At 68.3% G+C, this 12635-nt stretch carries 11 protein-coding genes and 1 CRISPR repeat array; of the genes, 4 read left to right on the top strand and 7 right to left on the bottom strand.

The window, feature by feature from the left end; genetic code table 11:
• Positions 1–152 precede the first annotated feature (152 nt).
• Both ACGFSA_RS33750 and ACGFSA_RS33745 read left to right on the top strand, forming a co-directional pair.
• Positions 153–422 (top strand): hypothetical protein, encoded by a 270-nt coding sequence (locus ACGFSA_RS33750; protein ID WP_358858468.1) that lies wholly within the window; start codon positions 153–155, stop codon positions 420–422.
• 405 nt (positions 423–827) lie between these two features.
• Positions 828–1310 (top strand): hypothetical protein, encoded by a 483-nt coding sequence (locus ACGFSA_RS33745; RefSeq protein ID WP_393309848.1) that lies wholly within the window; start codon positions 828–830, stop codon positions 1308–1310.
• Here ACGFSA_RS33745 and ACGFSA_RS33740 read toward each other — a convergent pair.
• From ACGFSA_RS33740 to glnA, 3 genes are all read right to left on the bottom strand, one after another.
• Complete coding sequence (locus ACGFSA_RS33740) at positions 1276–2235, bottom strand: helix-turn-helix transcriptional regulator (protein WP_393309847.1); 960 nt, start codon at positions 2233–2235, stop codon at positions 1276–1278. The genes ACGFSA_RS33745 and ACGFSA_RS33740 overlap by 35 nt on opposite strands.
• A gap of 667 nt (positions 2236–2902) precedes the next feature.
• Positions 2903–3195: a CRISPR direct-repeat array (repeat unit 29 nt; unit sequence ACGCCTCCGGTGACGCCGCCCGTGACGCC).
• Between the two features lie 922 nt (positions 3196–4117).
• Positions 4118–4720, bottom strand: a complete 603-nt coding sequence (locus ACGFSA_RS33735; protein ID WP_393309845.1) for a hypothetical protein — start codon at positions 4718–4720, stop codon at positions 4118–4120.
• 335 nt (positions 4721–5055) lie between these two features.
• The gene (gene glnA / locus ACGFSA_RS33730) at positions 5056–6465 is read right to left on the bottom strand and encodes a type I glutamate--ammonia ligase (protein ID WP_393309844.1); all 1410 of its coding nucleotides are present in this window, start codon (positions 6463–6465) and stop codon (positions 5056–5058) included.
• Between the two features lie 252 nt (positions 6466–6717).
• Here glnA and ACGFSA_RS33725 point away from each other — a divergent pair, with 252 nt between their 5' ends.
• Positions 6718–7185 (top strand): RDD family protein, encoded by a 468-nt coding sequence (locus ACGFSA_RS33725; RefSeq protein WP_393309842.1) that lies wholly within the window; start codon positions 6718–6720, stop codon positions 7183–7185.
• A gap of 89 nt (positions 7186–7274) precedes the next feature.
• Here the strand turns inward: ACGFSA_RS33725 and ACGFSA_RS33720 are convergent, their stop codons facing one another.
• From ACGFSA_RS33720 to lipB, 4 genes are all read right to left on the bottom strand, one after another.
• Positions 7275–7982, bottom strand: a complete 708-nt coding sequence (locus tag ACGFSA_RS33720) for a DUF4191 domain-containing protein (protein ID WP_393309841.1) — start codon at positions 7980–7982, stop codon at positions 7275–7277.
• 19 nt (positions 7983–8001) lie between these two features.
• Complete coding sequence (locus ACGFSA_RS33715) at positions 8002–8202, bottom strand: hypothetical protein (protein ID WP_037693926.1); 201 nt, start codon at positions 8200–8202, stop codon at positions 8002–8004.
• A gap of 305 nt (positions 8203–8507) precedes the next feature.
• On the bottom strand, positions 8508–9473 hold the full coding sequence (gene lipA, locus ACGFSA_RS33710) for a lipoyl synthase (RefSeq protein WP_393309840.1): 966 nt from the start codon (positions 9471–9473) through the stop codon (positions 8508–8510).
• Between the two features lie 126 nt (positions 9474–9599).
• Positions 9600–10397, bottom strand: coding sequence for a lipoyl(octanoyl) transferase LipB (gene lipB / locus ACGFSA_RS33705; RefSeq protein WP_393309839.1), 798 nt, complete (start codon positions 10395–10397; stop codon positions 9600–9602).
• Between the two features lie 265 nt (positions 10398–10662).
• On the opposite strand from lipB, the gene ACGFSA_RS33700 reads away from it, so the two are divergent.
• Positions 10663–12330: a regulator gene (locus tag ACGFSA_RS33700; RefSeq protein WP_393309838.1), complete on the top strand. Its 1668-nt coding sequence runs from the start codon at positions 10663–10665 to the stop codon at positions 12328–12330.
• Positions 12331–12635 lie beyond the last annotated feature (305 nt).

Raw genomic sequence — 12635 nt, 5'->3', positions numbered from 1 at the left:
CCGGACAGAACAACCGGAGGACAGCCCAGCAGGGCGTCAGTCAGTGGTGGAGCCACGACCACCGGAACCCGGCTACGAGTATCAATGTCAGTGGTGGGCCGTAAAATAGAGGTAGTTCGTGAGGGTTTCACGACCGTGCCAGGAGGATGCCCATGGCCGTTGCCGCAGTCACGACCAAGCCGCTCCACAAGCCCCTGCAGAAGAAGCCGCTCCCCGCGGGCCGGCCCCGCGAGTGGTACGTCTCCCACAACCGCCGCCTGAAGGCCATGCGCCTGGCGATCGCCCTGCTCGACACGGGCGTCTATTACCCGTCGAGCGCTGACAACGACACGATACGCACGACTGCCGAGCGCATCGGCATCCACCCGCCGTCCGACACCACCTGCCGCATGGTCCGCGCCCTGATCCGCTACGGCCGCTGACGGACCGGAAGCCTGTGCCCCCGGAGGCCGGGGGCACAGGCACATGCGCACACACCCGACTACCCGGTTCAGAACCCACCGCAGACGGCCGTGGCGAAGGCCCCGGACGCCGAGGCAGTCCGATGAGTGCCGTCGTCCACGGTTACGGCACAAGCGACCCTCCCGCCCGACTCCCGGGAGTGACGGCGAAGGAGCCGCTGTCCAGGGAGGCCCGAGTCTCCGGGTCGCTCACGCCACCGGACTCGGCCGTCCCTCCGCACGTCGCGACCCCACAGGGCAGCCGCGCCCGGGCGTACGGCCTCCACTCCGCTCCGGCCCGGCCCTTCACCCGTCCGGCATACCGGGCATGCGGTGCGGCCTGCGGACCCTTTGACTGGGGGCGACGGGCGAGTGCTGGGAGGCACGATGACGAGGAAAGCCGCGCGAGGCCTGTGGGTCGTGCTGCTGACGACGGCCGTGATGTCGACCGCCGGTGCCTGTTCGCACGGCGGCGGCGCCTCCACCACGGCGTCCGGGGCGGCCTCCGCCGCAGCGTCGGTGGCGTCCAGGGGTTCCGACGTGGTGGCCTCGGCGACTGCTGCCGCGGGCGAGAAACTGAGAGCCTTCAAGAACGGCGTGAACGCCAAGGGCGACGTCAAGCTGGGTGCGGTGAGCACCGACCACGACGGCCGCGCCACCTCGAAGATCACCGTGACGAATGGCACCGACTCGCCGAAGTCCTACGCCGTGCAGGTCACCTTCCGTGACGCGAACGGCAACCTGCTCGACATGGTGGTGGTGACGATCGACGACGTCGGGCCGAAGTCCTCCAAGGACGCCACCGCCCGCAGCAATCGCAAGCTGTCGGGTGAAGTCAAGGTCGACGTGGGGACGGCTCTGCGGCACTGATCGCACCACAACTGTCTTCACGTTCGGCAGCGGTTGTTCCGCCGTTCCCCGAAGCCGGCCTGTGAAGCACATGGCACGGCGGAGCCTGCACCCGGTGGGACCGCCAGGAAAGCGCCGTCAGCTTGTTCTCGGTGCCGGTGCCGGGTTTCGGGATCTCGAGAATGATCCGCCGGCCTGAGCGGTCGTCGACGACGAGCGCGCTCTCCTCCAGCATCATGCTGCCGACAAAAGGATGCTTTACCTCCCGGGTGGTGACGTGGTGCCTTTCGATTTCGTGCTGCTGCCACCATGTGCGGAAGTCGGCACTGTGCCGGCTCAGTTCGCGGACCAGTGCGGTGAACCATGGTTCTTGGACGTAGAGTCCGGTGGCTGCGCGGAACTCTGCCAGGACGGAGCGAGCGCTCGGCTCCCAGTTCTGAATCAGTTCCCGCAGATAGCCGCCGAAGAAAAGCCACAGGATGTGACGGTGCTCAGGGGGTATTTTGGTCAGATCCCCGTAGACATCGGTTCTGGCCTGGTTCCAGGCAAGAATGTTGAAACGGGGACCGAGGGCGATGGCCGGATGCGGTTGCTGGCTGTCCAGGATGCGCTGGAGGGCTGGAGGCACGCCGTCTGGGGAAATGCTCGCGCTGGAAGGGGCGTCCCCGTGTGCCAGGGCCAACAGGTATTCGCGTTCTTCGGTGTTCAGGCGAAGGGCTTCGGCCAGCGAGCCGAGGACATGGTCGGATACTCTGATGTTCCGGGCCTGTTCAAGGCGTGAGTACCAGCAGGCGCTGATGCCGGCGAGGTCTGCGACGTCTTCCCGTCGCAGGCCGGGGGTTCGTCGCGATGCCCGTGGCGGGAGACCCACCTCTTCCGGCTGAAGTGCTCGCCGCCGTGTTCTGAGGAAGTCCGCGAGCTCCGCTCGCCGTTGGTCGTAATTCATCCGTCGTTTCCCTCTGCTGGGCGACATTGCGGATGGTTATTACCTGGGACCCCTGCTCCTAGGATAGTCGGTTTCTGGATGCGCGCTCGGCCGCGTGTGATGCTGCTGTTGGAAGTGGCGTTCGGCCGGCCGTACGAGGTGTTGGGGAGAGGCACCGTTCCTGCCTGAACGCCTGTCTTTCGTCCGGGGGCGAAGGGAGAAAGTCATGCGTGGCAAGCGGTACCTTTTCGGGCTCAGCCCAGTGCTTGTCGCCTCGCTGGCGTTGCCTGCGGGTTTCGCCGGGGAAGCGTTCGGCGCTCCAGCCCCGGCCGCTGCGGTGGCAGCGGCCCCCTCGAAAGCGCCCTCGGTAGGGCCTGGCGATCCCGGATTCAGCAGCGGCGTGATTCGCGGCCAGTTCGACGGCCGGTCGTGCCTGAACAGGCCCGGCGACTATCTGGCGCTGTTCCCTCTGAACCAGCAGGCGGCGTTCAGGGCGGGCTACGACATCGGGTTCAGGTCGCAGTGTAGGCCTGGGCTCCAGCCGCAGCGGCTGGTGCAGCGACCTCAGCAGCAGCAACAGCAGCACCAGCAACAGCAGCAACAGCAATCACAGACGTTGCGCGTGAACGTGAACCTGCCGCCGGGACAGCAGCCGCCTCCGACGACGCCTCCGGTGACGCCTCCGGTGACGCCTCCGGTGACGCCGCCCGTGACGCCGCCCGTGACGCCTCCGGTGACGCCTCCGGTAACGCCTCCGGTGACGCCGCCCGTGACGCCTCCGGTAACGCCTCCGGTAACGCCTCCGGTGACGCCGCCCGTGACGCCGCCCGTGACGCCTCCGGTAACGCCTCCGGTGACGCCTCCGGTGACGCCGCCCGTGACGCCTCCGGTGACGCCGCCCGTGACGCCTCCGGTGACGCCGCCCGTGACGCCTCCGGTGACGCCGCCGGTAACGCCTCCGGTGACGCCGCCCGTGACGCCGCCCGTGACGCCGCCCGTGACGCCTCAGCAGTAGCAGCAGGAGCCGGTTAGTGGGGCTCTCCGGCGGTCACCATGCCGCCAGGGGCGCGTAACCCGTCGGACACGCGGGTTACGCGCCCCTGCTCTGCCGGATCTCGGAGGCAACGGAACCGTTTTCCCTCGAATTTCTGTGCAAATTCCGACGAGGGGTGCTGCCGCGATGGTGCGGGGTGGCGCGCCCCTCGCTTGCTGTGCACAGGGTGGGACAGCCATGGGCAATGAGTTATGTCAACCGGTGTTTCCACAGTTGGTAGCCCGTTTTCGAGCTCTGGGCCCGGCTCGTCCGACGGCGCTCCTTGGAGGAGCTCACAACCTGCGCGGGTGCGCGCGGAGCCGGGTAGGGGCGATTTCGCGATTTCGCATGTAGTCGACCCACGTCTGATACGCCTCGACTTCGGGTTCGAGCCCGCGATCGGGAATTGCGTCGCGGCGGAGCGGTTGCGCTGCACGCGTTTCGGTCGGGCCCTCAAAGCGCCGGCCTGAGCAGTCGTCGGCAACGAGGGTTCTCTCTTCCGGCATATGCGACTGACGAACTTATGCGCCACTTTCCGGATGGTGAAGTGGCGTCTTTCGATTTCGCGCTGCCGCGATCATCTGTGGAAGTCCATGCTGCTCTGGCTCAGTTCGCGGACCAGCGTAGTGAACTACGCTCAGCCGGCTATTGGTTGGTTCCAGGAAGGGATGCGCGCGAATGTCGAATGCGGCTGCCGGTTGTCCAGGATGTGCTGGAGGTTCGGAGCTGCACCGCCTGAGGAAGTCCGCTGGCTCTGCTCGTCGGTGGGCACCATTCCATCCGTCGTTCCCCCTGGTGGGCGACGTGCGCGGATGGTTATTACCTGGGACCCCTACTCCTAGGATGGTTGGTTTCTGGATGCATGCTCCGCTACGTGTGATGCTTCTGATGGAAGCGGCGTTCGGCCGTACGAGGTGTTGAGAAGGGGCACCGTTCCTGCAATGAACGCCCGTCTTTCGTTCCAGCGGTCGAAGGGAGAAAGTCATGCGTGGCAAGCGCTACCTGCTCAGCCCAGTGCTTATCGCCTCGCTGGCGTTGCCTGCGGGTTTCGCCGGGGAAGCGTTCGGTGCCACACCTCCAGCCTCTACGGTGGCAGCGGCCCCCTCGAAAGCACCCTCGCAGGTCATTGATCCGTTCTCGTTCAACGCCGGGTTGAGGGCTTGCAGGGGTGGCGGTGGCGGTGTGCTGCTCCAGCCGCAGCGGCTGCAGCAGCAGCAGCAGCAGCAGCAGCAGCAGCAGCAACAGCAACAGCAGCAGTTGGTGCAGCTGAACCTGCCGGCGCAGCAGCAGCAGCAGCAACAGCAACAGCAACAGCAGCAGCAGCAGCAGCAACAGCAGCAGCAACAGCAGCAGCAGCAGCAACAGCAACAGCAGCAGCAGCAGCAGCAGCAGCAGCAGCAGCAGCAACAGCAGCAGCAGCAGCAGCAGCAACAACAACAACAGCAGCAACAGCAACAGCAGCAGCAACAGCAACAGCAGCAGCAGCAGCAGCAGCAGGCTGTACGCGGCTAGCGGGGCTGTTCGGCGGTCACCATGACGCGCCAGGGCGCGTAACCCGCGGAAGATGCGGGTTACGCGCTACCTGCTCCTTGTCCACGCACTGCCGGTTTTCTGCGGCAGCAGGACAGCCGCCCCTTGAATGGTCTGGTGAACGCCGACGAGGGCCGCTACCCCGATGGTGTGGGGTAGCGGCCCTCGCTGCTGTCCGTGCGATCAAGCCAGGGAGCAGGGAAGGTAACGCCAAGAGGTGTTCCTGCCGTTCGCAGCCCGTTTTCGAGCTGCGGCCCCGGCTCGTCCGACCGTGCTCTTTAGATGTCGAAGTAGAGCTCGAACTCGTGCGGGTGCGGGCGGAGCTGGATCGGGGCGATCTCGTTGGTGCGCTTGTAGTCGATCCACGTCTCGATCAGGTCGGACGTGAAGACGCCGCCCGCGAGGAGGTACTCGTGGTCCGCCTCCAGGGCGTCCAGGACGGCGGGGAGCGAGGTCGGGACCTGCTGGACGTTGGCGTGCTCCTCGGGAGCCAGCTCGTACAGGTCCTTGTCGATCGGCTCGGCCGGCTCGATCTTGTTCTTCACGCCGTCGAGGCCGGCCATCAGCAGCGCCGAGAAGGCCAGGTACGGGTTGGACGACGGGTCCGGGGCGCGGAACTCGACGCGCTTGGCCTTCGGGTTCGAGCCCGTGATCGGGATACGCATCGCGGCGGAGCGGTTGCGCTGCGAGTAGACCATGTTGACCGGGGCCTCGAAGCCGGGGACCAGGCGGTGGTACGAGTTCACCGTCGGGTTCGTGAAGGCCAGCAGCGACGGCGCGTGCTTGAGGATGCCGCCGATGTAGTAGCGGGCGATGTCCGAGAGACCCGCGTAGCCCTGCTCGTCGTAGAACAGCGGGTCGCCGCCGGCCCACAGGGACTGGTGGACGTGCATGCCCGAGCCGTTGTCGCCGAAGATCGGCTTCGGCATGAAGGTCGCGGTCTTGCCGTTGCGCCAGGCGACGTTCTTCACGATGTACTTGAAGAGCATCAGGTCGTCGGCCGCGGCGAGCAGCGTGTTGAACTTGTAGTTGATCTCGGCCTGGCCGGCGGTGCCGACCTCGTGGTGCTGGCGCTCGACCTGGAGGCCGTTCTTGTCCAGCTCAAGGGAGATCTCGGCACGCAGGTCGGCGAAGTGGTCGACCGGCGGGACCGGGAAGTAGCCGCCCTTGTAGCGGACCTTGTAACCCCGGTTGTTCTCTTCGGAGCCGGTGTTCCAGGCGCCGGCCTCGGAGTCGATGTGGTAGAAGCTCTCGTTCGCCGACGTCTGGAAGCGGACGTTGTCGAAGACGTAGAACTCGGCCTCGGGGCCGAAGTACGCGGTGTCGGCGATGCCGGTGGAGGTGAGGTACGCCTCGGCCTTCTTGGCCACGTTGCGCGGGTCACGGCTGTACTGCTCGCCGGTGATCGGGTCGTGGATGAAGAAGTTGATGTTGACGGTCTTGTCGCGGCGGAACGGGTCGACACGGGCGGTCGACAGGTCCGCCCGGAGCGCCATGTCGGACTCGTGGATGGCCTGGAAGCCGCGGATCGACGAGCCGTCGAAAGCCAGTTCCTCGGTCGGGTCGAATGTCGCTGCCGGGATGGTGAAGTGCTGCATCACACCGGGCAGGTCACAGAACCGGACATCGATGAACTTGACATCTTCGTCGGCGATGTACTTCTTCGCGTCGTCGGCGTTCTGGAACATCCAACTCCTCCTACTCCCGGCCCGGGAGGGACGGGGTTGTAGCTCGTTGTGCGGCCAGTGCGGTGGCACACGCTGGACCCGACCATAGGCAGACCGGATTTCTCAAGCATGACCCATTTGTTTCGCTGAAGTTAACCGAGGCGGGTGTCGGCGGCACCTCGGAGGCGTACCGGGCGGCGGCGGGGGCCGCGTCCGCGCGTCCGGAGGGCCCCACCCGGCAGGGCGTGAAGGCGGGCGCAGTACCGTGGACGGGTGGACAACAGGCAAGCAATCGGATCGTGGCTCTCCGGGCCGCGTGCGGCCGCCGAGGACATGGGCGCCGATTTCGGCTACCGGGGCAAGCGGCTCGGTCTGCCCGAAGAAGGGCCGGGGGCGATCGCGCCGCTCGGCCGGCGCTTCGGCGCCCTTTTCGTCGACTGGGCGCTCTGCCTGCTGATCGCATACGGGCTGTTCGCTCGCGGTGACCAGCAGGCGGCCGGGAACTGGGCCCTCGGGATCTTTGTCGTACTGAGTGTGCTCACCATCGGGACCGTCGGCTGTACGCCGGGCAAGCGCATCCTGGGTATTCGTGTCGTCGGCGAGGGCGGCGGCCGGCTCGGTTTCGGGCGGGTGATCATCCGGAGCCTGCTGCTCTGCCTGGCGATTCCGGCTCTGGTCTGGGACCGCGACGGGCGCGGGCTGCACGACCGGCTCTCGCGCGCCGTGCAGGTGCGGATCTGAGAGCGGTCCGACGAGCGGAGATGTGAAGAGGGCGGGCTGCGAACCTCAGTGGTTCGCAGCCCGCCCTCTTGTGCGTCGAGTGTGCGGCGTCAGCGCATCTTGCCGCCGCGCGGCATCCGCATACCCTTCGGCATCGGGCCCTTCGGCAGCGGCATGTTGCTCATCAGGTCGCCCATCGCCCGCAGCCGGTCGTTGGCCGCCGTCACCTGCGGGCCGGTCAGGACCCGCGGCATCTTCAGCATCTTGGTGCGGACCTTCTTCAGCGGCACCTGGCCCTCGTCGTTGCCGACGACGATGTCGTGCACGGGTACGTCCACGAGGATGCGGGCCATCTTCTTCTTCTCGGCCGCCAGCAGGAGCTTGACCCGGTTCGGGTTGCCCTCGCCCACCAGCACGATGCCCGCCTTGCCGACGGCCCGGTGGACGACGTCCTGGCTGCGGTTCATCGCTACCGCCGGAGTCGTGGTCCAGCCGCGGCCCACGCGGTCCAGCACCGCTGCCGCAGCGCCCGGCTGTCCCTCCATCTGTCCGAAGGCCGCCCGCTCGGCACGCCGCCCGAAGACGATCGCCATCGCGAGGAGGGCCAGCACGAAGCCCAGGATGCCCAGGTAGATCGGGTGGTCGATCAAGAAGCCGATGGCGAGGAGGACACCGAAGGTGACGATTCCCACACCCGCGACGACAAGACCGATCTTGGAGTCGGCCCGCCGGGTCATCTTGTAGGTCAGGGCGATCTGCTTGAGCCGCCCCGCGTTCTCGACGCTGTCCGCGCCGTCAGTGTTTGCCTTCCTCGCCATGTACTGAAGTTTACGTGGCCTAGGAACGGTGGTCGGCCACGGCCTCCAGTACGTACTCGGTCTCGACCCGGTCCTTGGCCCGGCGGCGGTCCTCGAGGACGGCCGTCCAGGCGTTGCGGCGGGCGGTGCGCTGGCCGCTGCTCAGCAGCAGCGACTCGACGGCGCGGAGAGCATCGGTGACGGACGGAATGGCGGTGGCGCGTACCGGCACGGCCTGCATCGTGGAAGTCCCCTCGGAACGGATGCGCGGAGTGAGTGGGTTACAGGAGTTGCTTGCGCGGGCTGGAGACGGTGAGCAGTGGCGGCGGCAGCCGTGAGAACCACTGCGCCGCGTGCATCCAGAGTCACTGCTCGGTGTTACCAGCGCATGACCTTTCGGTCAAACACCAATGAAACCTTGATATGAGCGCCGCGCACGCCGACGCGGCCCATACGCGTCCCCGACCTGCGGGGAGCGTATGGGCCGCGTCGATTCAGCCGGTACCGTTCAGTAGCTTCTTGTGCCCGGATTCACACAGTCCGGGGTCAGGCAGTGGGCGCGGTCGTGACCGTGCCGCGCCGCTCGATCGCCTGCTGGAAGAGCCGGCCGGCCCGGTACGAGGAACGGACCAGCGGCCCGGACATCACACCGGAGTAGCCGATCTCGTCGGCCTCCTCCTTCAGCTCCACGAACTCGTGCGGCTTCACCCAGCGCTCGACCGGGTGGTGGCGCACGGAGGGCCGCAGGTACTGCGTGATCGTGATGAGCTCGCAGCCGGCGTCGTACAGGTCCTGGAGCGCCTCGCTCACTTCCTCGCGGGTCTCGCCCATGCCGAGGATGAGGTTCGACTTGGTCACCAGACCGGCCTCGCGGGCCCGCGTGATGACCTCGAGGGAACGCTCGTAACGGAAACCGGGACGGATCCGCTTGAAGATCCGCGGCACCGTCTCGACGTTGTGCGCGAGCACCTCGGGGCGCGAGGAGAAGACCTCGGCCAGCTGCTCGGGCTCCGCGTTGAAGTCGGGGATCAGCAGCTCGACCTTGGTGGCACCGGCCTCACGCTCCGCCGTCAGCGCGTGGATCTGGCGCACGGTCTCCGCGTACAGCCAGGCTCCGCCGTCCTCCAGGTCGTCGCGGGCGACGCCGGTGATCGTGGCGTAGTTCAGGTCCATCGTGACGACCGACTCGCCGACGCGGCGGGGCTCGTCCCGGTCCAGCGCCTGCGGCTTGCCCGTGTCGATCTGACAGAAGTCACAGCGCCGGGTGCACTGGTCACCACCGATGAGGAACGTGGCCTCACGGTCCTCCCAGCACTCGAAGATGTTCGGGCAGCCGGCCTCCTGGCACACCGTGTGCAGACCCTCGCTCTTCACGAGCTTCTGCAGCTGGTTGTACTCGGGGCCCATCTTCGCCCGGGTTTTGATCCACTCGGGCTTGCGCTCGATGGGGGTCTGGCTGTTCCGGACCTCCAGGCGCAACATCTTGCGCCCGTCGGGTGCGACAGCGGACACGTCCGGCTCCCTACGACTTCGATTCTTCGGCGAACACCAGGGTACGCCCGCTATTTGTACGGTTGGGGTGTGGCTCTTGCCCCTGGGCAACCAGGGGGTGGACCGGGTCATTCCCGGGACTCCGGGTCAGGCCGAGGCCCGGTCGATCTCCCGCGGGGCGAGCGCCGCGTTCTCCAGTACGTCCTTCAGGTGCTTCTCGACCACCGGGAGCACCTCCGCGATCGTGACGTCGCGGCCCAGCTCGTACGCGAGCGAGGTGACGCCCGCATCGCGGATGCCGCACGGCACGATCCGGTCGAACCAGGTGTTGTCCGGGTTCACGTTCAGCGCGAAGCCGTGCATGGTCACACCCTTGGCGACCCGGATACCGATCGCCGCCAGCTTGCGGTCCTCGCGGCGCTGACCGGCGTTGGACGGGGCGTACTCGGGGCCGTTCAGCCGCGGGTCGAACTCCTCGTCGTGCAGCCGCGGGTCGAAGTCGAGTGAGAGGCCGCCGAGCGACGGACGCTCCTCGACCGGGTCACCGAGCACCCAGACTCCGCTGCGGCCCTCGACCCGGCTGGTCTTCAGACCGAACTCGGCAGCCGTACGGATCAGCGCGTCCTCCAGCCTGCGGACATGCGCCACGACATCCACCGGGCGCGGCAGCTTCTGGATCGGGTAGCCGACGAGCTGCCCGGGGCCGTGCCAGGTGATCTTTCCGCCGCGGTCCACGTCGACGACCGGAGTGCCGTCCAAGGGGCGCTCACTGTCGGTCGTACGCCGTCCCGCCGTGTAGACCGGCGGGTGTTCCAGCAGCAGACAGGTGTCGGGAACCGTGTCCTCGAACCGGGCCGCGTGCACCTCGCGCTGCTTCTGCCAGGCCTCCTGGTAGTCGACGGCGTCCTCGCCGAATCCCAGCCGGACGAACCGAAGCTCACTCACGGAGATGCCTCCCTACTTGCGGTACCGAGAGCCGGGGGGTGCCCCGGAACCACGTCACCATGCACTGATTCGCGCCCCGGGCCACTGTACGGCCGCCCCGGGAGCGGTGGCCCGGCAGGTTGTTCCCGTCAGCGCCACCCCCAATCCTCACACGATCGGATGAATGTGAAGCGAACGAGACTGCGGCCGCCGTAGGGCCCGCTAAATTCGCGCCGTTCCATAAGGGCTGCCCGCCCGGCCCCGAAAGCAGGAGACCGTACAGCTGATGTCGGAACGACCTCCGCAACGCACCCCCAACCGCCAGCTCGCCTCGCTCATCACGGAAGCCGGTTTCTCGAACGCCGGTCTCGCCCGCCGGGTGGACCAGCTCGGCCTCGAACACGGCCTGGATCTGCGCTATGACAAGACCTCCGTGACTCGCTGGCTGCGCGGCCAGCAACCGCGCGGGACCACCCCCGCGCTGATCGCCGAGGTCTTCACCCGGCGGCTCGGGCGCCGGTTCTCCGCGCAGGACCTGGGCCTCGACGGGTGTGCGCCCGTCTACGCCGGTCTGGAGTTCGCCGCCACTCCGGCCGAGGCGGTGGACATCGTCAGCGGCCTGTGGCGGAAGGACTCGGGCAGCCATGCGGAGCTGCGCAAGATCGCCTTCACCCCGGCCGGGCTCGTGGTGCCCAGCCGCGACTGGCTGATCGGACGGGCCGACGAGTGGGTGGGGCGGGGGAGCGAGACGGCTGCCCCAGGCGGAGGCAGCGGGACCCAGGCGGCGCCGGTGCTCGGTGCGCAGCGCGGGCCGGTGGGGGCCATCGGGTCCCGTGGTCCGCACGCCGGAGCGCACGCCACGGCCCGCGCGGGGGCGCATGGATTGCACGGGGCGAGCGGGCCCGGGGGCCGATACGGCGTCCGGGGGCCCGCGCCCTCCGGGCTCGCCGCGTCGCCCTCCGCCTCCGCCGGGCCTCCGGTGCACCTCGTGCCGCCGGCAACCGGCGCCCCCGGCGTCCCCCGGCAGCGGCAGACCGACCGCGGACCCGGCCAGAAGGTCAGCAGCGGCGATGTCGCCGCCCTGCGTTCTGTCGGCGAGCTCTTCCGCACCCTCGACAACGCCTACGGCGGCGGCCACGCCCGCCAGGCCCTCGTCCGCTACCTGGAGCACGAGGCCGAGCCGATGCTCCGCGGGACGTACGGGGAGACCACCGGGCGGCGGCTCTTCTCGGCCGCCGCCGATCTGACCCGGTTGGCGGGCTGGACCTCGTACGACATCGCGGCGCACGGTCTCGCCCAGCGCTACTTCGTCCAGGCGCTGCGGCTCGCGCAGGCGGCGGGGGACCGGGCGTACGGCAGTTATGTGCTGATCGCCATGAGCCGGCAGGCGGTCTATCTCGGGCACGGCAGGGAAGCCGTCCAGCTGGCGCGCGTCGCCCAGCAGGGCATCGGCTCGTCGGCGCCGCCGGTCGTCCTGGCCCTGCTGCACGCCGTCGAGGCGCGCGGGCACGGCGTGCTCGGCGAGGCCAGGACCTGCGCGGCCTCGCTGGCGCGGGCGGAGCGCGCGCTGGAGACCGCCCGGCCCGGGGACGACGTACCGTACTGGGCGCGCTCCTTCGACGAGGCGCAACTCGCCGACGAGTTCGGGCACTGCCACCGTGATCTGCAGCAGTACCGGGCCGCCGCCCAGCACGCGGAGCGCTCGCTGCAGCTGCGCGCCCCGGGGTACGCCCGGAGCAGGCTCTTCTGCCGGGTGGTGCTGGCGTCCGCCCGGCTCGGGCTCGGCGAGCTCGACCAGGCGTGTCTGCTCGGCGCGGAGGCGGCCCAGCAGGCGGCGGAGATGCGGTCGGTTCGGGCGACGGAGTACGTACGGGACTTCGAGCGCCGCCTTGAGCCGTACCGGGACGCGGCTGCGGTACGCGGATACCGGGACCGGGTCGCGGCCCTCGGGTGATCCCTCCCGCGGGACCACGGACGACTCTTCCGCGTGACTCCTGCGCGACGGAACGGGTGGTGGCCCGGACCGGGAACGATCGGTCCGGGCCACCACCCGTTTCGGCAGGGCTTTCTCAGTGCCCGCGCACCTCGACCTCCGCCGGCGACAGCGGGTGATCCGCAAGGGGTGTTGGGATCGGTTGACCGGGGCCGGATGTGTGCGGGCGGACTCAGAGCCTGTCGGGTGGCCGGTTGATTACGCTGCGATGAGGTCCTCGATGGTCTTGGTTCGGGCGGTCTTGCGGTGGGATTCATGGCTCCACC

It is taken from the genome of Streptomyces sp. NPDC048496 (assembly GCF_043200055.1).
Taxonomy (GTDB): Bacteria; Actinomycetota; Actinomycetes; order Streptomycetales; family Streptomycetaceae; genus Streptomyces.
Note: the sequence above shows the minus strand (reverse complement) of the source record. Positions and strands in the feature narration are given on the sequence as shown.

What these genes read in the sequence shown, in the direction of transcription:
- ACGFSA_RS33750 (WP_358858468.1), top strand. Translation starts at nt 153, where the DNA reads ATGGCCGTTGCCGCAGTCACGACCAAGCCGCTCCACAAGCCCCTGCAG.
- ACGFSA_RS33745 (WP_393309848.1), top strand. Translation starts at nt 828, where the DNA reads ATGACGAGGAAAGCCGCGCGAGGCCTGTGGGTCGTGCTGCTGACGACG.
- ACGFSA_RS33740 (WP_393309847.1), bottom strand. Translation starts at nt 2,235, where the DNA reads ATGAATTACGACCAACGGCGAGCGGAGCTCGCGGACTTCCTCAGAACA.
- glnA (WP_393309844.1), bottom strand. Translation starts at nt 6,465, where the DNA reads ATGTTCCAGAACGCCGACGACGCGAAGAAGTACATCGCCGACGAAGAT.
- ACGFSA_RS33720 (WP_393309841.1), bottom strand. Translation starts at nt 7,982, where the DNA reads ATGGCGAGGAAGGCAAACACTGACGGCGCGGACAGCGTCGAGAACGCG.
- ACGFSA_RS33715 (WP_037693926.1), bottom strand. Translation starts at nt 8,202, where the DNA reads ATGCAGGCCGTGCCGGTACGCGCCACCGCCATTCCGTCCGTCACCGAT.
- ACGFSA_RS33700 (WP_393309838.1), top strand. Translation starts at nt 10,663, where the DNA reads ATGTCGGAACGACCTCCGCAACGCACCCCCAACCGCCAGCTCGCCTCG.